Here is a 19,075-nt window from a genome sequence, read left to right on the forward strand (position 1 = left end):
CGACGACTTTTGTGTCCATTTCGTGATTTTACATTTCATTAACAAAAATAGACGCTAGAATCAACAAATGACCGATATGATGTTCCCGTCACTCCAAGTAGTTAAAAAAAGGGGACTTCAGAACGATGATAACGGAACCAAAGACCCAGCCGAGTTCCACTGCCGTGATTGAACGTGAAGCATACAAGCCGATTACTACCTATGTGTCATGCCGGGAGGTTCCGATCATTGGTACGGATATGTCTTGTAAAGAACTGTTAGGACTTATGAAAACACAGGAGGATATACCTTGTGTCATTGTTGTGGATAAAAATGATCTTCCATTGGGCATTATTATGAGAGATGCGTACAATCGCCATTTTACGGGCAGATTTGCTGCGGCGTTGTTCTATGACAAGCCTGCGGCCATATTTGCCGATCCCAATACATTAATTGTGGATCTGAAAAGCCAGGCATCGGACATTGTGGAACTGGCGATGTTGCGTGAAGATCAGCGTTTTTACGATTGTGTGTTGATTAAGGAAGGAACACGGTTACTCGGCGTACTCACAATTCGTGATATCCTGTCGGTTGTGCAGCGAATGCAAAGAGAAGCGGACGAAGAGCGGGGCGATGTGATTCGGCATAGCTATGACGGAGTCCAGCGTATTCAGCTGACTGTGCTGGATGCAGCTAAAGAGGCCGATGACAGTGTGCGGCTAACCCGGTCAATGAGTGAGTTATCCCGCCGTGGCAAAGTAGAACTGGAAGATGTTTTGCTCTCCTATCGTGCAGTCACGGAGCAAATGAAGCGCCAGCATGAGCAGATGACGGCGTTGACCCAATCGCTGAATGACATTGCGGGCATGACCTCATCCATTCGTGCACTGGCAGATCATAGCGGACTGCTGGCGATCAACGCGTCCATTGAAGCGGCGCATGCTGGCGAACACGGACGAGGCTTTCAGATTGTGTCTCAAGAGGTGCGGAATATGTCACTCCAGACGAAAGCCTTTTCCACGCAGATTACAGGCTTACTCACCCATATCGAGCAAATGCTGCGTGACACCGCTGAACTGACGGATACGAGTATGCAGCAGATTCATACAGGCTCTCAATATATTTCTGCCGGAACACAAACTTTTGCCAAACTACTGCAGGCTGTCAATGAAATTGAAGCCAAAAACAGTGAAATGTCCCGTTCCGCAGAGGAAGCGGCTTTGAATGCAGCCGAAATAGCGCATGAGCTAGAGCTCATGTTAAGTTCTTGATCATTTTACATACCGTTAACAAATCCACCACACTAAATTTACACACAGCTTATATAATCTTCATATTGTGCAAATCAGGTGCAATGCTTGAGGATCATAACTGCAACACGAAGGAGATCATAAATCCATGAATGATTCCGTAATCCGGATCGATAAGCTGAATTTATATTATGAGAAATTTCACGCGCTGAAACATATAAACCTCGATATTCCTGAAAAAACGGTAACTGCCTTCATCGGCCCGTCCGGCTGCGGCAAATCAACCCTGCTGCGTACGCTGAACCGGATGAATGATATGATACCGGGAACGCGTATTGAAGGCACTGTGAGTATCGCAGGTCAGGATATATACGGCGATACTATGGAAGTAGAAACTCTGCGTAAGCAGGTGGGAATGGTTTTTCAACAGCCTAACCCATTTCCCAAATCGATTTATGATAACGTGGCCTACGGCCCGCGTCTGCATGGAGTTCGGCAAAAGGACAAGTTGGACGAATTGGTTGAGCAAAGCCTGCGGCAGGCGGCACTTTGGGAAGAGGTCAAGGATTTTCTGAAGCGTTCTGCTCTGAGTTTATCCGGTGGACAACAGCAACGGTTGTGCATTGCCCGGGCGCTTGCTGTACAGCCAGATATTTTGCTTATGGACGAGGCGACATCTGCGCTGGATCCGATCTCCACGATGAAAATTGAAGAACTGGTTCAGGAATTGCGAGACACGTATACCATTGTCATGGTGACGCATAACATGCATCAGGCAGCGCGTGTGTCCGGTCGAACTGCGTTCTTTTTGAATGGTGTTGTGGTGGAAGCGGCGGATACGCAGACGATGTTTTCCACGCCGCAAGATTCACGTACAGAAGATTATATTTCAGGGCGATTTGGCTAAAGCCTACAGATGAATATGCCAGAAGGGGTGACTTCGAAATGATACGTAGAAAAGGTTTTGATGAAGGGTTAGATGAACTGAGAGCCGTACTGCGCGAAATGGGTGCACACGTTTCGAAGGCGCTCGATCAGGCCATTGAATGTTTGCAGACCAAAAATACAGAATTGGCTCAGCAGGTGGTCAAAAATGATGCATCCCTTAATACGCTGGAAGAGAATATTCTCGATATGGGTTCCAAGCTCATTATTACCCAGCAGCCGGTAGCGAAGGATTTGCGCCGGATCATTGTTGCATTTAAAATTTCCAGTGATCTGGAACGAATGGGCGATTTGGCGCTTGATATTGCCAAGGTGACACTTCGCTTGGAAGGGCAGCAGATCATTAAGCCGCTGGTGGATATTCCGCACATGGCTTCCATTGTTAAAGAAATGATAGATGATGCGATCAAATCCTATTTGGATGAAAATACAGATCTGGCCTACAAAATGGCCAAAGAGGATGATCGAGTAGATTCCATGTATAGCCACATGATCAGCGATCTGTATGCCTTTATGGTAGAAAAGCCGGCAGAGGCTTCACAAGCTATGCTGCAACTGCTTGTAGGACGATACATTGAACGAATTGGTGACCATGCTACGAATATCGGTGAAAGCACTGTATATCTCGTGACAGGGGAGAGACCAGATTTGAACCAGTAGAGCTTTCAGGTATATAGCGGTTGTTTCTGACCCAGACTTGTCTTTGAGCAAAAGGCAAATTTGGTTAGGAAGCAGCCGTTTTTTTCTGAAAAAGGAGTCTTGTATGTTAAGATAGGAAGAGGAATGCGTAAAACGTAAGAACGTTACGAATGCATTGATGAACTTGCGAGGTGCTAAATGGATAAACTCATGCTTATAGATGGTAACAGTATCATTTACCGGGCGTTTTTTGCTATGCCACCGTTAACGAATTCGAGCGGGCAGCAGACGAACGCGGTGTACGGATTTACGACGATGTTATTGCGGCTCTTGGAGGAGCACAAACCAACACATATTCTGGTTGCCTTCGATGCCGGTAAAATAACGTTTCGCCATAAAGGATACGAGGATTACAAAGGTGGACGGGAGAAAACACCGCCAGAGCTGTCCCAGCAATTTCCGTTGCTGAAAGAGCTATTGACCGCTTTTGGCATTGCCCAGTTTGAACTGGATGGCTATGAGGCGGACGATATTATAGGCACCCTCTCCAAGACAGCGGACGAAGCCGGTTTCAATGTGCTGGTCGTGACCGGGGACAAGGATATGCTTCAATTGGCTTCAGACCATGTCACAGTTGGCTTGACCCGCAAAGGGGTTACTGAGGTGGAGACATATGGACCTGAGCAAATTCAGGAACGATATGGCCTGAAGCCGCTGCAAATTATTGACCTTAAGGGTCTGATGGGCGATACATCGGACAATATTCCTGGTATTCCCGGCGTGGGTGAAAAAACAGCGCTCAAGCTGCTGCATCAATACGGTTCAGTCGAAGAAGTGCTGGCGCACACGAATGAGCTGAAGGGCAAAATGAAAGAACGCGTAGAGACACATGCCGATGATGCGCGAATGAGCAAAGATTTGGCGACCATTTATCGGGATGTAACGTTGGACAAGCAGCTGGAAGATGTGGCCTTTGGCGGGCTGCAAGCAGAAACGGCCGGGCCAGCTCTGGCGAAGCTAGAGTTCAAGTCCTTGCTGGAGCGTTTATCCTTTTCAGGTGAGGTTGGCAGTACTGGGGTAGATGTAGAGGAAGCCGCGGCTGACGTAACAGTGCTGGATGAGCAGCGGATTAGCGAATTGGTAGAAGTGTTGGATCATGTGGATGTGCTGCATGTTGAGACGCATGGTGATAATCCGCATCATGCTGACATCGTAGGTCTGATATTTGCCGCAACGGGGCAGCAGTATTTTATGACGCTGGATGTACTGCAAAGCGATGCAGCTACACCTATTCGCGAATGGCTTGCTGACCCTGAACGCAAAAAACGTGGTCATGATCTGCATCGTACGGATTTGGCTTTACACTGGCATGGAATTGCGTTTGCAGGGGCCGAGTTTGATGTGCAACTGGCAGGGTACTTGCTGGACCCGACCGATGCAAACCAGACATTGAGCGGATTGGCAGCCAAATATGGTTTGTCTTCGATCCGTCCAGACGAAGAAGTGTTCGGTAAAGGAGCTAAATATAAAGTCCCTGACGTGGCTGTACTGTCCGATCATGTGGCGCGTAAGGCAGCGGTGATTGAAGCTTTGGTGCCTGTACAGCAGGCGGAGCTGGAAAAAACGGAAATGCACAAGCTGTTTCATGAGCTGGAGATGCCGTTGTCCCGCATTTTGGCGGATATGGAGAAGCAGGGCATTTTGGTGAATGTAGAAGAACTGCGCGCTTTGGGGAAAGAATTTGAAGCCCAGATTGCAACGTTGGTGGGTGAAATTTACAGCATTGCTGGAGTAGAGTTCAATCTGAATTCGCCCAAGCAGTTGGGTGAGATTTTGTTTGATAAACTGGGTTTACCTGTCATTAAAAAGACGAAAACGGGGTACTCGACCGATGCGGAGGTTCTGGAAAAGCTGGCCCCCTATCATGATATTGTGCAAAATATTTTGCAGTACCGCACCATTGCCAAACTCCAATCGACGTATGTCGAAGGATTGCTGAAAGAAATTTCGGAGAAAACAGGTAAGGTGCATACGTATTTCCGGCAGACCGTTGCAGCAACTGGACGCTTGAGCAGTCAATTTCCGAATTTGCAAAACATCCCGATTCGTCTCGAAGAAGGACGCAAAATCCGCAAAGTATTTGTTCCGTCCGAACCGGGCTGGTCTATTTTGGCGGCAGACTACTCACAGATCGAGCTGCGGGTGCTGGCTGATATTTCGGATGATGAACGTTTGAAGGAGGCCTTTGTCCACGATATGGACATCCATACCAAGACCGCATCCGATGTGTTTGGGGTAGCAGCGGAAGATGTGGACTCCAATATGCGGCGTTCTGCGAAGGCAGTCAACTTTGGGATTGTCTATGGGATCAGTGATTATGGTCTGTCACAAAATTTGAATATTACGCGGAAGGAAGCGGCTCGTTTTATCGACCAGTATTTTGATGTGTTCCAAGGCGTTCGCCGTTACATGGATGATATTGTGAAGGATGCGAAGCGGGACGGCTACGTAAAAACGCTGTTGGAACGCAGACGCTATTTACCGGAGATTAACGCCAGCAATTTCAACCTGCGTTCATTCGCTGAGCGTACAGCGATGAATACGCCGATTCAAGGTACCGCAGCCGATATTATCAAGTTGGCGATGGTACAGATGGATGAGGTCTTACGTGAACGTAAACTTCGCAGCAGAATGCTGCTCCAAGTACATGATGAGCTTGTGTTCGAGGTTCCGCCTGAAGAAATGGAAACGATGAAAGAGCTTGTCCCGGCTACCATGGAAGCCGCATTAAAGCTGGCTGTGCCGCTCAAAGCCGAAGTAAGCTATGGCAGCAATTGGTATGAGGCCAAGTAATATATTTCAATGAGTAGATAGTCCCAATTTGACGCTGCTTCCGTTATAATATAGGGTGAGGTGAAGACATCATGCCGGAATTACCGGAAGTAGAAACAATTAAACGAACGCTAAACGAGCTTATCGTTGATAAACATATAGATCATGTCACCGTTAATTTGCCGCGGATCATTCAACGGCCCGATGATATCCACGCTTTTGCGATGGAATTGGCCGATCACCGGATTACAGGGGTTGAGAGACGCGGGAAGTTTCTGCGGATTTTGCTGGACGGGCTGGTGCTGGTCTCCCATCTTCGAATGGAAGGGCGATATGGATTGTATCCGCAACATGATCCTGTGGAAAAGCATACCCATGTCATCTTTCATTTTAAAGATGGTACGGAGCTGCGTTATCAGGATGTGCGCCAGTTTGGCACAATGCACTTATTTCCGGCAGGACAGGATTTGCTGGAAAAGCCGCTAAACAAGCTCGGTTTGGAACCGATGGACGAGGCCTTTACACCCGAAATGCTGCGTGTCGCTGTTGGAACTCGTTCGACTTCGATCAAGGCAGCGCTGTTAAACCAGTCATATGTGGTGGGCATCGGGAATATTTATGTAGATGAATCGTTGTTTAAGGCGGGGATTCATCCAGCACAGCCAGCCAAAAGCCTAACGGATAGCCAATTTCATGTCTTGCATGAAGCTATTGTCTCCACGCTGGGTGCGTCGATTCAGGTTGGAGGCTCGTCCATTAAATCGTTCGTTAATGGACAGGGTAAAACGGGCGACTTCCAGCATCAATTGCAAATCTATGGACGTAACGCGAAGCCTTGCGTTAAATGTGGCACATTGATCGAAAAATCTGTCGTAGCCGGACGTGGCACACATCATTGTCCGGTCTGTCAGCCTATGCGTTAAGACTTGCACAGTCACCCCAAGCCCATCCCTCTCATATATTGTTCCAAGTACCAATACTGCGGAGGGTTTCGGTTGTTATAAGGCCCTGCCTTCGCAATGGGAGGGAATTGGAGTGGCTAATCATTGGGGAGGCCTGCTGTTACTGGCATTTGCGCTAAGTTTGGACAGTTTCGGAGTCGGTGTTACATATGGTTTGCGCAAAATGAAAATTCCACTGTTGTCGATTGCTATCATCTCCGTATGTTCAGGTTTGGTGATTGGCATATCCATGCAATTGGGCGCATTACTATCTCGTGTCCTGTCTCCTGTATATACGACCGTTTTTGGCGCTGTCATCCTGATCTGTATCGGCTGTTACTCTTTGTTTCAAGCTCTGCACCACAAAGAGGATTCGTCAGAGGATTCAGTGGAGGCCTCTCGGGGGCTGCTTCTTACAGAACAGACTGATCCAGTGAGCAGATTTGTTCTTGGGGAGAAGAAGAGTATAGAAGATGCTGATACCGAGTCTTTCCCCAGTTCAAGAAAAGATCTGTCGACAGAAGCTTCTGTGGAGCAGCAGGAGCGAACGCTATTTTCTCTGGAGTTCCGCAAATGGGGACTTGTTATTCGGATTCTTCGAAGTCCGTCTGCTGCGGATATGGACCGTTCCGGCAGTATATCTGCTACCGAAGCGGTTTGGCTGGGCATTGCATTATCGGTCGATGCGTTCGGAGCGGGACTCGGGGCAGCTATGCTTGGTTTTCAGCCACTGTCTACTGCGCTGGCTATTACGTTATTCAGTGGAACATTTTTGATTGCAGGGATGAAGGCAGGCTTCTTTCTATCAGCATTTCGATTTATGAAGGCGCTGGGTGTATTGCCGGCATTATTACTGATTATGATGGGCATATTGAAGCTGTTATGAGGTGAAAGAGCATGAATATCGGATTAACCGGAGGTATTGCTACCGGAAAAAGCACCGTGTCGGCTCTTTTGGTCGCCAAAGGTGCGCTGCTGATCGACGCAGATGCCATTGCCCGGGAAGTCATGCTTCCGGGGCATCCGGTGCTGGCGGCGGTCATAGAGCATTTTGGACAAGCTATAGTGAACAATGACGGAACCCTGCACCGCAAAAAACTGGGTGAGATTGTATTCGGAGACCCTGCCCAACGGCAGGCACTTAACGATATTACCCATCCTGCTATTCGTGAGGAAATGCGTATGCGCATGGAAGCATATGAACGGGAACAGCCGGACAAGCTTGTTTTAGCAGATATCCCGTTATTGTACGAGTCCGGGCTGGAGAGCTTGTACGAGGAAATTATGGTTGTGTACGTACCACGTGATATTCAGCTCCAGCGTCTGATGCTCAGAGACGTTCTGACGGAGGAGCAAGCTGGACTTAGGCTGTCCGCACAAATGGATATTGAACAAAAGAAAAGCTTGGCCGATATCGTTATCGATAATAGCGGAGCACAGACTGAGACGAAACGACAAATTGATCAATTTTGGCAGCGGAAGGGACTTGCATGAACATTTTGCGAAAGAAAAGAGTCCTGCTCACTTTGTTTGTCGGGTTTGTCCTAATCCTGTTCCTTAATTCAAATTGGATGTCCTGGTTCTATCCAATTCAATATAAGGATGAGATTCGGCAGTATTCACAAACGTATGAAGTGGACCCATTTTTGGTGGCGTCTATTATCCGCGTAGAAACCAATTTTAAAACCAGCAAGCAGTCGCATAAGGGTGCACTGGGCCTGATGCAGATTATGCCGAATACGGCAAATTGGATTATGGACAGCGCCCAGATTCAAAAGGTTCCGCTGGAGAGTGTCAAGCACGAGCCTGGCACCAATATTGAGCTGGGAACCTGGTATTTGCATAACCTATCCATGAAGTTTCAGGATAATCCTATAGCAATCGTAGCTGCTTACAATGCAGGGCCAGGGAAAGTTCAGGAGTGGCTAGATAAGGGAGTGTGGGATGGAAAAGAAGAGTCCATTAAGCAAATCCCTTTTGGTGAGACACGACATTATGTACAGCGGGTCATTTATTACTACAGGCAATACACGAAAATTTATAATGATTTTTAAATGACAAGTTCATGACATGATGAGCCTTTTAGCTTTAAAATGAAAAAAGCGCAGGACAGGCTGTTTTTAGCAGCCCATCCATACACTTTATCTTGTTATTTCTGCATTATTACCGCGATTATTGGTATTGACCTGCCAATTGTTGTTCGGCGATCGTTACGAGGCGTTTAGTGATGTAGCCCCCGATCGAACCGTTCTCATAGGAAGTCATGTTACCTTGGTATCCATCTTGAGGAATGCTGATACCCAGCTCTTGAGCGATTTCATATTTCATTTGCTCCAGAGCGCCGGAGGATCTGCTGACTACCAGATTGTTGGAGTTGCCATTGTTTCCTTGTGCCATTGTTGTTCACCTCCTCGCGATATGGTAAACATATTATGATCCGTTTTGACAAAATTATTACTAAGAATCTTCGGGAATTTATTGGAAAAAGAAAGTGGTGAGATTATGAAATGTCCGTATTGTGCCTACAACGGCACGAAAGTGTTGGATTCGCGACCTGCGAATGATAACAAGTCCATCCGTCGTCGCCGTGAATGTGAACAGTGTGCCAGGCGTTTTACCACCTTTGAAATGGTGGAGGAAACGCCGCTCATGGTTATCAAAAAAGACGGCAGCCGTGAAGAGTTTAGTCGTGATAAAATGCTGCGCGGTCTCATTCGGGCCTGCGAGAAGCGCCCAGTATCCGTCGAGCAACTGGATATGATCGTATCCCAGGTAGAGAACGCTATCCGCAACACAGCAGCCACAGAAGTGGATAGCCAGCAGATCGGTGAGCTGGTCATGGAACAGCTTTACCCAGTGGATGAAGTCGCCTACGTACGTTTTGCGTCCGTCTATCGTCAGTTTAAAGACATCAATATGTTTATGAAGGAACTGAAAACATTGTTATCTAAAGATACAGCCAGCGACTGATCGCTGACTGTATCTTTCTTGGGACAAAGTGGGAAGATGACTATATTTTTTTTATAAAAGTATTGACACAGGAATAAAAATTTTATATGATATAGAAGTCGCTTGAAACGTTGAAAAAACTTACTTACGATGGGGCCTTAGCTCAGCTGGGAGAGCGCATCGCTGGCAGCGATGAGGTCAGGGGTTCGATCCCCCTAGGCTCCACCAAACTTATATTATGGACTCTTAGCTCAGTTGGTAGAGCAGTTGACTCTTAATCAATTGGTCCAGGGTTCGAGTCCCTGAGAGTCCATTCTTTAGAAAAAACGGCAGAGATGCCGTTTTTTTGTTGTTTATAGATTTATTCCCAGTCTAACCGGGAACCGTTATGGGTTGAATGAGCGTGTAACTGACTGCACAGAAAACAGATCCTATAGGAAATAGAAGTCGATACTGAATAGCAACTCATTTTTCGCAAGTGTAGCTTTGATCGTTGTTTCATTGCAGTTTGTATTTTACAATAACATGAGTTAAGTTCCTAATCATTGAACTGAACTAAGTAAAAACTAATGTGATGTCAAAAAGGAGGGGGAACGATGTATCGTATCATTGATTTCGTACTCAATCTGCTCCATGCAAAGCCTGCGAAATAACAAGGCGAAGCTTGGTATGGAGCGAATATATTTCGCCTGTAAGGAATAGTTATTGGCAGACGCAGGCTTTGCCCTTAAAATGTAAAATTTATTTTAAGGAGCGAGCCCTACATGAATTATTTAAAGGCAACTGATCTGCTTCCTGATGATTTGCTTAAGGAAGTACAGCGGTATATACAAGGAGAACTTATTTATATCCCAAGTCGTTCAAGTGAGCGTAGGAGATGGGGAGAAAGCTCAGGCGCGGCCCTTTATTATCTCCTTCGGAATGAAGAGATACGCGCAAGATTCAGCAAGAGGGTGCCCATTGACGAACTCTCAGAACAATACGGACTGTCTGTAGACCGCATTAAGAAAATCGTATACTCCAAAAAATGAAAAATGTGCCCGCAGAGATGATCTGTGGGTTTTTGTTGTCCTTATATATAAGCAGAACGTTACAAACACTTGATAAAAGAACTTGGCATATATCTGAAGTTCCAGAATCTTTACAATAAGGTTATTACAGAAAAGCAGGAGGTAAATAATGAAGTATACTCAGAAAAAATTCGAAACGCATGACTTTTTAAGGATTAGAGATTTTTTGAAACACTCCCTGAAAAGTAGTCCTGATCTTAAAAATTGGTTCATAGATCGCTGGAATTTCTGTAGATATTGGGGACAAATCATGCACAATACATTTGAAACATGGCCTGAAACTGTTGGAATTTGGGAGGATGAACATCAAGAAATTGTTGCTGTTGTTCACCCGGAAGGAGAAGATAACATAGGTGAAGCTTATTTCCAGCTTGCAGATCGTGATTTTTCAAATGAATTTCTAAATGAATTAATAGATTATGCTGAATTGAAATTAGCTTTACATGGTGAGAATGTAGCTACTTTAGATATAATCGTAAACGAGGATGGAGAGCAACTGAAGGAGCTTTTGAAAAAAAGAGAGTACATCTTGCAAGATGGGAAAGAAACGACATCCTGTATGAATGTACCGCATGATGTAAAGCTGGAATTGCCAAACGGGTTTAGAATTGCGGATGCGAATGAAGTTGGGGATTTTGAAAAAGGCTTTGCTCATGGAAGAGCATTCGGGTACTACAAGGGCGATTATCCAGATCATAATGTCGCTGAGCGATGTTATATATCATTGAGAAATGCCCCTGATTATATACCGGAATTCGATGTAGTCATCCTGGATCATAACAATGAAGTGGCTTCTTTCACTACAATCTGGTACGACGAGTTGAATAAAATAGGAATACTGGAGCCGGTAGGTACGATACCTAAGTATAGAAAAACAGGGCTTGGAAGAGCTGTTATTTATGAAGCCATAAAAAGAGTCAAGGACAAAGGTGCAGAAAGAATTTTTGTAGGTTCGGATCAGCCCTTTTATCTGTCGATGGGGTTTTCATTAGCATACTCAAAAGAAATATGGCAAAAAAAGAGCATCATTGTTTAACGCTGACTGACATAATTGGCAAGGATTTTGAGATACTCATCATTCACTAATTTTCTTGGGGCGAATACGGCTGTTAAAAAAGTTAGAGATTTTGAACGCGCAATTTTTTCATCCATCATGGAATGGTCGGCTTCAGGTAAATGAATCACGGATAGCAGCTCTGCGGGTATTTTCTGGCGATAGACTCGCTCGGTATCCTGTACATCAACATTAATATCTTTGCCAGCCAGAACCAAGAGTACAGGAGAATGGAAGTGACTTAATTCTTCAGTGGAATCAGACCGAAAATTTTTGCCTATAAAGCTCCATCTTTCTTTGGACATCATATCGTTAGGATCGGCTATGCTTAGGTATTCTTCATAAGAAGCATGTTTTTTCAGTAACTGTAGAATCTCTTGATCGTAGTTCAATGTCTTTTGAATTTCTTGCGGAGTAGCTCCTTCTTGCTCCATTTCTTTTCTGGTATTAAATTGTCCTTGGGAAATCCAGTTCACGGCAGGCGATACAAGGATGCTGAATGCAATATTGTACTCCTCTTTAACAATCTTCGGAATGACCCATCCTGCTTGACTGGCTCCCCATAGGCCGATTTTTTGCTTATCAATCATCGGCAAGGTTTTCGCCCAGTCTATTGCATATCGGATCTCCTGTGCGCGGTCCTCCATGCTTTGATCCAGCCAATTGCCAGGGGCACTATTAATACCGGGCTTATTCAATGACAGGGAGGCATAACCCTTGGAGGCGAACTTTTCCCACAGTGGTTTGTATCCATCATCATATGTGTCATTAATAGGACCATCCCCATGGACAAAAACAACCAATCCAACCTTTTCCGAGTAGTTCTTAGGCAAAGCTAATGTACCTGTTAACAGCCCTTTAGGCGTCGTGATTTGTATTTTTTCTTCTGTCATCTTGTAGGAATTTTGATATAGAACAATGAGTATTAAGGCAACAGCTAGAGCTGCCGCAATACCAAAAGTAAGCTTAAATGTTTTTTTCAATGGTGTTCTCTCCTCGAATGTAGGTTCTCTTTCCAACTCATTAGATGCCATACAGGCTCCTTGAACCAAAAATGCCGTAACCCATTATATTTGGATTGTTCTACTTCAAACGCAAGTTTGTGATACAAACGGATAGCCCCTTGGTTCTTATGCGCTACATGAAGCGTCAATGTATGAAAACCAGATTCAACCGTAAATTGCTGTGCGAAAGCTAGAAGACGGCGTCCTATTCCCTGGTTACGATGACTTGAACGAATCGCCAAATGATCAATGTAACACTCATCTGCAGCGGGGGGATACTCCAGCGCATGCATACCTGTCAAAAATTTAAATATATTAAAGCAACCAAATTGTTTTATGAGCGGAGCCAAAGAAATGGGGGTTGTTTCAGGAAGTGAAGAAGAGGAGGGTTTCCATTTAAGAGAAAGAACACCGATAACTTCTTCGTTTTCTTTGGCTACAAATTGTTTCATAGATGTAGAATAAGGATTTTGAACCCAAACCTGCATTAACAACTGCTGTATAGCTTGATCCTCCAGTGTAACAAGAGATTGAAATTTTGCTTTAAACGATTCGACTAAAAGACTGCAAACAGCTTCATGGTCTTGTTTCTGGTATGCAACAATGTCAAAGGATTTTGCACTCATGTAACGCCCTCCAAGATTTATTCTACTTTAACCTGAATTTCGTATTGTAGCTTGTTGTTGTCGAACATCGAAAGATAAGATTTTTCTACTAGGACAATCCTGCTTTGGCAGTTATATTGGTGATGAGCTACATATCGTTCCATTTGTTTAATTTCATAATCAATCTCAGGCTCTTCAATGACGGAAAGATGCTTATAAAGATAGTTGCCTTCTTCCAGAATATAGTCAGCCACATCCACTGTTTCATAACACAGCTTCACCTGTCCGGCATCAGACAAGTAATGCAGGTCATTTTCAAATAATCGAGGTGGGGCAGGGCGGTGTTCAAATAAGTTTCCGGCAGTGAGCTCTTGACCATTCTCCAATGCAAACCATAGCTTTAAATGACGGGGACCTAATCGTTTGACCTGATATTCATCATTTCGCTGAGTCAGGCTATCATGTTCTTCTAGCACTTTGTGAATAAACTGTTCATGCATTTTCAAGTTAGCTATTTCAGCCTGTACCTTCTGCAACGAATGCTCTAAAAGCCGGTTATAATCATCGGCAGCATAGGAAGTCATACATTCTAGAATCTGGCCGACAGGGACGTTTAATTTGCGTAATAATAAAATATGCGAAAGCTGATAAATCTCATGAAGCCCGTACATCCGATATTGATTTTCTTCTGTATGTGATGGATACAGGATTCCCTTTTCTTCGAAATATCGCAGTTGATGTACAGATACATTCATGAGCTGAGCAAGCTGGCTGATCGTAATGTGTTCTTTCAATGACAGGACTCCTTACTGGTAGTTGAATAACTCCACTATAAACCTTAGGTCAGACCTAGGGTCAATAGAAAATATCAAATCAAATCTTGGATAGGCGTAGGTGTCGAGTATTTGATGCCATACCAAGGGGAGACTGGAGAGTTTACCTGTCGGTAATAACCCGTTATAATCATAAGATTAGTGAGCATAAACAAGATGCTCAGGATGAAGGTTAGAATGGGGAAATCATGTTGAAAACTTTTAAAAAGGTATACATTGAGATAACGAGCATTTGCAATCTTGCATGCAGCTTTTGTCCTCAAACACAGCGTGTCAAAAAATTTATTGATCCGGAAGTCTTTCGAAATGTGCTTGATCAGGTCAAACCACATACGGATTACATCTATTTGCATGTAAAAGGAGAGCCGTTGCTCCATCCGAAAATTGATCTTTTGCTGGAAAGTGCTCATGAGAAAGGCTTGAAGGTCAATATTACCACCAATGGTAACTTGCTGCCGAAGACCGGACATAAGCTGCTTGGGCAACCAGCGCTGCGTCAGATGAACTTCTCTCTCCACAGTTTTGACGGGCATGAAGGCTCCGTGGATCGAGAAGGATATTTGGGTAATATTTTCACGTTTGTAAGAGAAGCAGTAAAACACAATGTCATTATTTCGTTCCGTCTCTGGAACCTGACTCAGGATAATCTGACTAATATGCAGCGTCAGCGCAACCGGGAAACGCTTGAACGACTGGAGCAAGAGTTTGGACTGGACTATCGGATTGAGGAAAAGGTGATACCGGGCAGTGGGGTCAAAATCGCACCAAATGTTTATTTGAATCAAGACCATGAATTTGAATGGCCGAGCCTCAGTGCCCCGGAAGATGACGGAAAAGGCTTTTGCCATGCACTCCGTAGCCAGGCGGCGGTATTGGTGGATGGAACAGTGGTCCCTTGCTGTCTGGATGGAGAAGGTGTCATTAATTTAGGTAACGTGCACGAACAATCTTTTTCCGACATTGTGGAAGGGGAGCGTGCCAACCGTCTGTACTTCGGTTTCTCCAAGAGAGAAGCGGTAGAAGAGTTATGCCGAAAATGCGGGTACCGCAAACGATTTGGAACATAATCATACAGGTGAGCTCTAATCAACAGTAGAATGAATTGCAAGAAAGATAGCCCTTTTGCAGGGCTTTTTTACATATATTTCGATATATACATACATAATCAATGGTTTTGAACTGTTCAGAGGAAGTTAGATACAATCGATTGCTTGTGAGAATGATTATCAATTATAATGAATTTAATTCTGATAGCGCGGAATAAGAACTGAAGGAACGGTTTGGATGGAGGCTGAACAAAAGCAATGAAGTTGAATGATCACATTTTGCTGTGGAATCATGTTTTTATACAGGTGATGGATGTTCGTCATAAGAAGATAGAAAAAGGGGAGGAGCTACGAACCTATCGACTTCCTGTTAGTGCGTTCTTGTGTGCTGTGCGTGGAAGCGCACGGGTACGGTTGGATAACAGTATTCACAGGGTAGAGCGTTTCCATGTACTGCATGGAGGAAAAGGAATGTGCCTGAGCATCCTGGCGGAAGAGGGACTTGAATATTTCATCATTTTGTACAAGGCAACGTTGGCTCTGCCTGGTCGCAAGGAGATTGCACAATTGCTGGAAAAGGAAAATCCTTTTCAGAATCAGTATGCTTTCGCACCTCATTACCCGCTGCCCCTGTACGATCAAGTGAAGCTGTTGGAGCAAGAATGGCGTGAAGCTTCTGGACTGGAGATCGCAGAGCGTGTGGGATATCCAGATGCCCATTCGTTAAGTCGCAGCTTCAAGAAATATAAGGGACTATCTCCCGTACGATTCAAAAAGGAGCGGGAGCATCCTGTCCAGAAGCAAGATCAGGATATGCCCCAAACGATGCTTAAATATGCCCTTCAGCGGACATCTTTCACACGTTATACTGATATTGATTATCAATATCGGTATCATGCGGAAGGGGATTTATTCATGCACGGAAGAGTCAAAATAACGGCTATGATGATTATGTTGTGTTTATCATTGATGCTGGGAGCTTGCTCGGCTCCGACGAATACAAATGGAAGCTCGCAAACGAAGGCTAATCATACAGCGACATCATCCAACAGCGATGGACAAGCGGCAGTGCAAGCACAGACAAGAGCGGTTAAGACATTAAAAGGCGATGTGGAAGTACCTGCAAACCCGAAACGAGTGGCATCGGATCAGTATATGGGGCATCTTTTAAAACTAGGGATTATTCCGGTGGGGGTCAGAAGCTATATGCTGAATGAGGCTTGGATTGATCGATCGGGATATCCCAAAGAGAAGTTGGCCGGAATCAAAGATCTCGGTGATTTTCCTATGGATTTGGAGGAACTGACCGTTCTGCAACCGGATTTAATTATTGGTTCAATCGAAAAGAACATCGACAGCTACCAAAAGGTAGGAACGACCGTGTTCTTGCCGTATTGGGAGGGCGAATCTACAGCGGGCCCACTGGATAAATTCCGTAGAATCAGTGAAATCTTTGGCAAGCAGAAAGAAGCCGAGCAGTGGGAGAGACGGTTTCAATTGTACAAGTCGCCAATAAATCGATATATGTTTTGGCAGCGAAAGGCGGCAATTACGGAAGTCCGACCATTTATCAGATGCTAAAGCTGCCACCTACCAAGAAGGCATTGAATATGAAAGAAGGATTTAATATATTTCACTTGAGGTTTTACCCGAGTATATGGGAGATCACATCTTTGTATACGGTTCAGAAGATGAAGGGGCTAATCAGATTCTGCATAGTGAGCTATGGAAAGACCTTCCGGCTGTAAAAAAAGGACAGGTTTATATGTACGGTTATTCAGCGATAAAGAGGATGAGTTTGTGATGGAAGATCCTTATTCATTGGAACTTCAATTGGATACGATAGTTAATCTCTTATTAGCCCACAAAAAATAAAAGGATGTACAGAACATCTCCTATCTAAACAAGGGGAATCTTTTAGAATTTCAAGCTGTGATAGTCATATAGACAAAATCCGCTTAACACAAAGATTCCTAAGTGTTTGGCGGATTTTATTATGTCTATATTTCTTCTTCTCTGTATGTTTTGGTGTATCTTTGAAATTCAGATTTTTGATTATCGTAATAATCAGCTCTCGTCCAAAAAATAATTTGAGAGAATGAGTCGGAATGTTCTAAATAAGTGATTAAATATACAATTTTTACTTTATCACTCTCTACCCATACTTCGTATTGCAAGCCTTGATTCCCGTTTATATTGACCTTTACTGGTCCCGTCGAAATAATTCCTTTTCCAGACCTTTTGAGTACTAATTGAGTTGAAAACTCAGCGTAATCTTTTAATGTGATCATTGAGGATTTCTCATACGGCAGTTCGGATTTCCAATCCTTGATGATCGTCATGTATGCATCGTTTTTTTCATACCAGGCTTGAATTAGCGCATCTGGATTAAGAATTAAACCAGTCTTCCATATATAAGGGAGACGAATTTGTTGCTTGGCATCTTCACTTTTAAATGTTTTCAAAATAGTTGTTGAGCGAAGGTCTGGCTTAACTTGTGAGTCGCTTAAGACTTTCAAGGAGCTGGCTATAGTTGCAAATTCGTGATGTTGTTCTACTGCAGAGCCTCCCCTTGAATAGATTAATACTTGAAGATAGTGCTGCTTACTCTCTAACATGGCACTGAAGTAATAGACCTGTTGGCCATTGTATTTCCCGCTATAATCGGCTGTTCTGGCGGTTGTGGAATCAATCTGGATTGGGGTAGTATCCACAGCCTTAAAGTTTTCTAGACCCAATGCGGAGATTTCTTCACGTTGCTGTACGAATTCGTCGAGCGTCATATTATTTGCAAAAGCTGACTTGGGGACACGGAAAACCAGACCTACGTTCTTTTTTTCTTTGTCACAAACACTAAGCACCGAATCCAGTTGTCCCTGTTTAAATTTACGCCAGCCAGCGGGAATGGTAAGAGCCACAAGATCCTTATCCGAGGTAACGGTATGAGCCAGCGACTCTGTGACGGGTAAAACAGGCTGACTTTCTTTGTCTACCACTGTTGTACTATGAGTCGCATTGTCTACATCAGAATTTGTTTGGACTGTAGTTGCAGCATTATTTGAGGTGCAGCTGGTAAGCATGAGCACTGCGATCAGTGCAATAACATAAAATCGGAAATGCGCAAAATTGAATTGCATGGAAATAACTCCCTCTGTTTCATATTTACAAAGGAAATTTTACCCTTTTATAAAATTATAAAAAAGAGGCGTTTGTCCTGTTTTACGTAGCTTAGTCACTTATGGTAGTCGTTACTGTGACATTGTTGACAGAGGTTGAGGAAGCACTAGAGTTGAAATTAATAACCTCAATGACTACTGTTGCACCAACAATCAGGCCTGTATTTATAATTAGGTTTGTAGCAGAAAGCGTTGTTAAGCCGCCTCGCTGCAACGTCCCATTTACAAATACATTGTAGTATCCGCTACTGGTCGGAACCACAAGACTGTTTGCCGCGACTGAAGTACCACTATCATTCGTGAAATTTTGTGCTGGGATAGTGGTCACTCCACCTAATATATTACCAAGCACGACAATAGCTGTGTAACGATTAACCGCTGGAGTGACATTGATGCTTGTTGTGATAGCAATGTTTCCAGATACGATACTGTCTACTTCCAGATAGAGAACCTGCCAGAAAATGATCTTGATATTCAATTTGTTGAGTTCTTCTCATTCATAGATACGGTTGAGATGAAGATAGGTCGGCAAATGCTGTTGCGTCTGTCTCTAAACGTAGATAATTACTCGGATGTTATATTGGTGTGGAATCCGAAGCAGAAGTGCCTGGGTTATTATGACGAGGAGCATCAGGAATATGCGGATGTGTGCAGCTTTGCCGAGTTTCTTGCACAGCCGGAAGATTATCTGGAGAAGATTATTGAGGGTGAATATTTATCATAACAAGGTGAGCCATGAATGCGGTATGCAC

20 protein-coding genes, 2 tRNA genes and 1 pseudogene are annotated in these 19,075 nt (G+C 44.3%); 17 read left to right on the forward strand and 6 right to left on the reverse strand.

Annotation, left to right across the window (positions count from 1 at the left end; all coding sequences use genetic code 11):
* The first annotated feature begins 125 nt into the window (after positions 1-125).
* The 8 genes from NLX74_RS01850 (at position 126) to NLX74_RS01885 (ending at position 8,640) form a co-directional block, all read left to right on the forward strand.
* Positions 126-1,250, forward strand: coding sequence for a methyl-accepting chemotaxis protein (locus NLX74_RS01850; protein ID WP_254327782.1), 1,125 nt, complete (start codon positions 126-128; stop codon positions 1,248-1,250).
* A 127-nt stretch (positions 1,251-1,377) separates the two neighbouring features.
* Positions 1,378-2,136, forward strand: a complete 759-nt coding sequence (pstB, locus tag NLX74_RS01855) for a phosphate ABC transporter ATP-binding protein PstB (protein ID WP_029516628.1) — start codon at positions 1,378-1,380, stop codon at positions 2,134-2,136.
* A gap of 38 nt (positions 2,137-2,174) precedes the next feature.
* The gene (phoU, locus tag NLX74_RS01860; protein ID WP_025721993.1) at positions 2,175-2,834 is read left to right on the forward strand and encodes a phosphate signaling complex protein PhoU; all 660 of its coding nucleotides are present in this window, start codon (positions 2,175-2,177) and stop codon (positions 2,832-2,834) included.
* A gap of 177 nt (positions 2,835-3,011) precedes the next feature.
* Positions 3,012-5,666: a DNA polymerase I gene (gene polA, locus NLX74_RS01865; protein WP_235307974.1), complete on the forward strand. Its 2,655-nt coding sequence runs from the start codon at positions 3,012-3,014 to the stop codon at positions 5,664-5,666.
* 71 nt (positions 5,667-5,737) lie between these two features.
* Entirely contained in the window at positions 5,738-6,568 is an 831-nt protein-coding gene (mutM, locus tag NLX74_RS01870; protein WP_254327783.1) for a DNA-formamidopyrimidine glycosylase, read from the forward strand.
* Positions 6,569-6,680: 112 nt separating this feature from the next.
* Complete coding sequence (locus NLX74_RS01875) at positions 6,681-7,472, forward strand: MntP/YtaF family protein (protein WP_254327784.1); 792 nt, start codon at positions 6,681-6,683, stop codon at positions 7,470-7,472.
* Between the two features lie 11 nt (positions 7,473-7,483).
* Positions 7,484-8,080, forward strand: a complete 597-nt coding sequence (gene coaE, locus NLX74_RS01880; protein ID WP_254327785.1) for a dephospho-CoA kinase — start codon at positions 7,484-7,486, stop codon at positions 8,078-8,080.
* Positions 8,077-8,640 carry a lytic transglycosylase domain-containing protein gene (locus tag NLX74_RS01885; protein WP_254327786.1) on the forward strand — a complete coding sequence of 188 codons (564 nt, stop codon included), beginning with the start codon at positions 8,077-8,079 and terminating at the stop codon, positions 8,638-8,640. Before coaE ends, NLX74_RS01885 begins: the two co-directional genes overlap by 4 nt.
* Positions 8,641-8,758: 118 nt before the next feature.
* Here NLX74_RS01885 and NLX74_RS01890 read toward each other — a convergent pair whose 3' ends face one another.
* The gene (locus tag NLX74_RS01890; RefSeq protein WP_013309613.1) at positions 8,759-8,983 is read right to left on the reverse strand and encodes an alpha/beta-type small acid-soluble spore protein; all 225 of its coding nucleotides are present in this window, start codon (positions 8,981-8,983) and stop codon (positions 8,759-8,761) included.
* Between the two features lie 105 nt (positions 8,984-9,088).
* Between NLX74_RS01890 and nrdR the strand changes: the two genes are divergently transcribed.
* The 5 genes from nrdR (at position 9,089) to NLX74_RS01915 (ending at position 11,641) form a co-directional block, all read left to right on the forward strand.
* Complete coding sequence (nrdR, locus tag NLX74_RS01895) at positions 9,089-9,556, forward strand: transcriptional regulator NrdR (protein WP_013309614.1); 468 nt, start codon at positions 9,089-9,091, stop codon at positions 9,554-9,556.
* Between the two features lie 131 nt (positions 9,557-9,687).
* Positions 9,688-9,763: transfer RNA gene (locus tag NLX74_RS01900), tRNA-Ala, on the forward strand.
* A 12-nt stretch (positions 9,764-9,775) separates the two neighbouring features.
* A tRNA-Lys gene (locus tag NLX74_RS01905) sits at positions 9,776-9,848 on the forward strand.
* A gap of 451 nt (positions 9,849-10,299) precedes the next feature.
* Positions 10,300-10,566: a CD3324 family protein gene (locus tag NLX74_RS01910; protein ID WP_254327787.1), complete on the forward strand. Its 267-nt coding sequence runs from the start codon at positions 10,300-10,302 to the stop codon at positions 10,564-10,566.
* A 148-nt stretch (positions 10,567-10,714) separates the two neighbouring features.
* Positions 10,715-11,641, forward strand: a complete 927-nt coding sequence (locus NLX74_RS01915) for a GNAT family N-acetyltransferase (protein ID WP_254327788.1) — start codon at positions 10,715-10,717, stop codon at positions 11,639-11,641.
* Here NLX74_RS01915 and NLX74_RS01920 read toward each other — a convergent pair.
* From NLX74_RS01920 to NLX74_RS01930, 3 genes are read right to left on the reverse strand one after another with little or no spacing between them, the layout of a single operon-like run.
* On the reverse strand, positions 11,638-12,642 hold the full coding sequence (locus tag NLX74_RS01920; RefSeq protein ID WP_254327789.1) for an alpha/beta hydrolase family protein: 1,005 nt from the start codon (positions 12,640-12,642) through the stop codon (positions 11,638-11,640). The genes NLX74_RS01915 and NLX74_RS01920 overlap by 4 nt on opposite strands.
* A complete protein-coding gene (locus NLX74_RS01925; RefSeq protein WP_235307980.1) occupies positions 12,639-13,289 on the reverse strand; it encodes a GNAT family N-acetyltransferase in 651 nt (216 codons plus the stop codon). The genes NLX74_RS01920 and NLX74_RS01925 overlap by 4 nt, the downstream gene beginning before the upstream one ends.
* 17 nt (positions 13,290-13,306) lie before the next feature.
* Positions 13,307-14,062, reverse strand: a complete 756-nt coding sequence (locus tag NLX74_RS01930) for a helix-turn-helix domain-containing protein (RefSeq protein ID WP_254327790.1) — start codon at positions 14,060-14,062, stop codon at positions 13,307-13,309.
* 227 nt (positions 14,063-14,289) lie between these two features.
* Between NLX74_RS01930 and NLX74_RS01935 the strand changes: the two genes are divergently transcribed.
* From NLX74_RS01935 to NLX74_RS01945, 3 genes are all read left to right on the forward strand, one after another.
* The gene (locus tag NLX74_RS01935; RefSeq protein ID WP_254327791.1) at positions 14,290-15,168 is read left to right on the forward strand and encodes a radical SAM/SPASM domain-containing protein; all 879 of its coding nucleotides are present in this window, start codon (positions 14,290-14,292) and stop codon (positions 15,166-15,168) included.
* 237 nt (positions 15,169-15,405) lie between these two features.
* On the forward strand, positions 15,406-16,728 hold the full coding sequence (locus tag NLX74_RS01940; RefSeq protein ID WP_254327792.1) for a TroA family protein: 1,323 nt from the start codon (positions 15,406-15,408) through the stop codon (positions 16,726-16,728).
* Between the two features lie 76 nt (positions 16,729-16,804).
* Positions 16,805-16,951: a hypothetical protein gene (locus tag NLX74_RS01945; protein WP_254327793.1), complete on the forward strand. Its 147-nt coding sequence runs from the start codon at positions 16,805-16,807 to the stop codon at positions 16,949-16,951.
* A gap of 196 nt (positions 16,952-17,147) precedes the next feature.
* Here NLX74_RS01945 and NLX74_RS01950 read toward each other — a convergent pair whose 3' ends face one another.
* Both NLX74_RS01950 and NLX74_RS01955 read right to left on the reverse strand, forming a co-directional pair.
* Complete coding sequence (locus NLX74_RS01950) at positions 17,148-18,284, reverse strand: hypothetical protein (protein ID WP_235307985.1); 1,137 nt, start codon at positions 18,282-18,284, stop codon at positions 17,148-17,150.
* Positions 18,285-18,375: 91 nt separating this feature from the next.
* Positions 18,376-18,801 carry a DUF4183 domain-containing protein gene (locus tag NLX74_RS01955; protein WP_235307986.1) on the reverse strand — a complete coding sequence of 142 codons (426 nt, stop codon included), beginning with the start codon at positions 18,799-18,801 and terminating at the stop codon, positions 18,376-18,378.
* Between NLX74_RS01955 and NLX74_RS01960 the strand changes: the two are divergent.
* Positions 18,772-19,047 (forward strand): annotated as a pseudogene (locus NLX74_RS01960) (ankyrin repeat domain-containing protein); the annotation flags it as partial. The gene NLX74_RS01955 and the pseudogene NLX74_RS01960 overlap by 30 nt on opposite strands.
* Positions 19,048-19,075 lie beyond the last annotated feature (28 nt).

Origin of the sequence: Paenibacillus sp. MZ03-122A, assembly GCF_024213325.1 — a bacterium.
GTDB classification, from domain to species: Bacteria; Bacillota; Bacilli; order Paenibacillales; family Paenibacillaceae; genus Paenibacillus; species Paenibacillus polymyxa_B.

Bases quoted from the DNA above. Each gene is read 5' to 3' on its own strand.
- NLX74_RS01850 (WP_254327782.1), top strand. From the start codon at position 126: ATGATAACGGAACCAAAGACCCAGCCGAGTTCCACTGCCGTGATTGAA.
- pstB (WP_029516628.1), top strand. From the start codon at position 1,378: ATGAATGATTCCGTAATCCGGATCGATAAGCTGAATTTATATTATGAG.
- phoU (WP_025721993.1), top strand. From the start codon at position 2,175: ATGATACGTAGAAAAGGTTTTGATGAAGGGTTAGATGAACTGAGAGCC.
- polA (WP_235307974.1), top strand. From the start codon at position 3,012: ATGGATAAACTCATGCTTATAGATGGTAACAGTATCATTTACCGGGCG.
- mutM (WP_254327783.1), top strand. From the start codon at position 5,738: ATGCCGGAATTACCGGAAGTAGAAACAATTAAACGAACGCTAAACGAG.
- coaE (WP_254327785.1), top strand. From the start codon at position 7,484: ATGAATATCGGATTAACCGGAGGTATTGCTACCGGAAAAAGCACCGTG.
- NLX74_RS01885 (WP_254327786.1), top strand. From the start codon at position 8,077: ATGAACATTTTGCGAAAGAAAAGAGTCCTGCTCACTTTGTTTGTCGGG.
- NLX74_RS01890 (WP_013309613.1), bottom strand. From the start codon at position 8,983: ATGGCACAAGGAAACAATGGCAACTCCAACAATCTGGTAGTCAGCAGA.
- nrdR (WP_013309614.1), top strand. From the start codon at position 9,089: ATGAAATGTCCGTATTGTGCCTACAACGGCACGAAAGTGTTGGATTCG.
- NLX74_RS01910 (WP_254327787.1), top strand. From the start codon at position 10,300: ATGAATTATTTAAAGGCAACTGATCTGCTTCCTGATGATTTGCTTAAG.
- NLX74_RS01915 (WP_254327788.1), top strand. From the start codon at position 10,715: ATGAAGTATACTCAGAAAAAATTCGAAACGCATGACTTTTTAAGGATT.
- NLX74_RS01925 (WP_235307980.1), bottom strand. From the start codon at position 13,289: ATGAGTGCAAAATCCTTTGACATTGTTGCATACCAGAAACAAGACCAT.
- NLX74_RS01935 (WP_254327791.1), top strand. From the start codon at position 14,290: ATGTTGAAAACTTTTAAAAAGGTATACATTGAGATAACGAGCATTTGC.
- NLX74_RS01940 (WP_254327792.1), top strand. From the start codon at position 15,406: ATGAAGTTGAATGATCACATTTTGCTGTGGAATCATGTTTTTATACAG.
- NLX74_RS01945 (WP_254327793.1), top strand. From the start codon at position 16,805: ATGGGAGATCACATCTTTGTATACGGTTCAGAAGATGAAGGGGCTAAT.
- NLX74_RS01950 (WP_235307985.1), bottom strand. From the start codon at position 18,284: ATGCAATTCAATTTTGCGCATTTCCGATTTTATGTTATTGCACTGATC.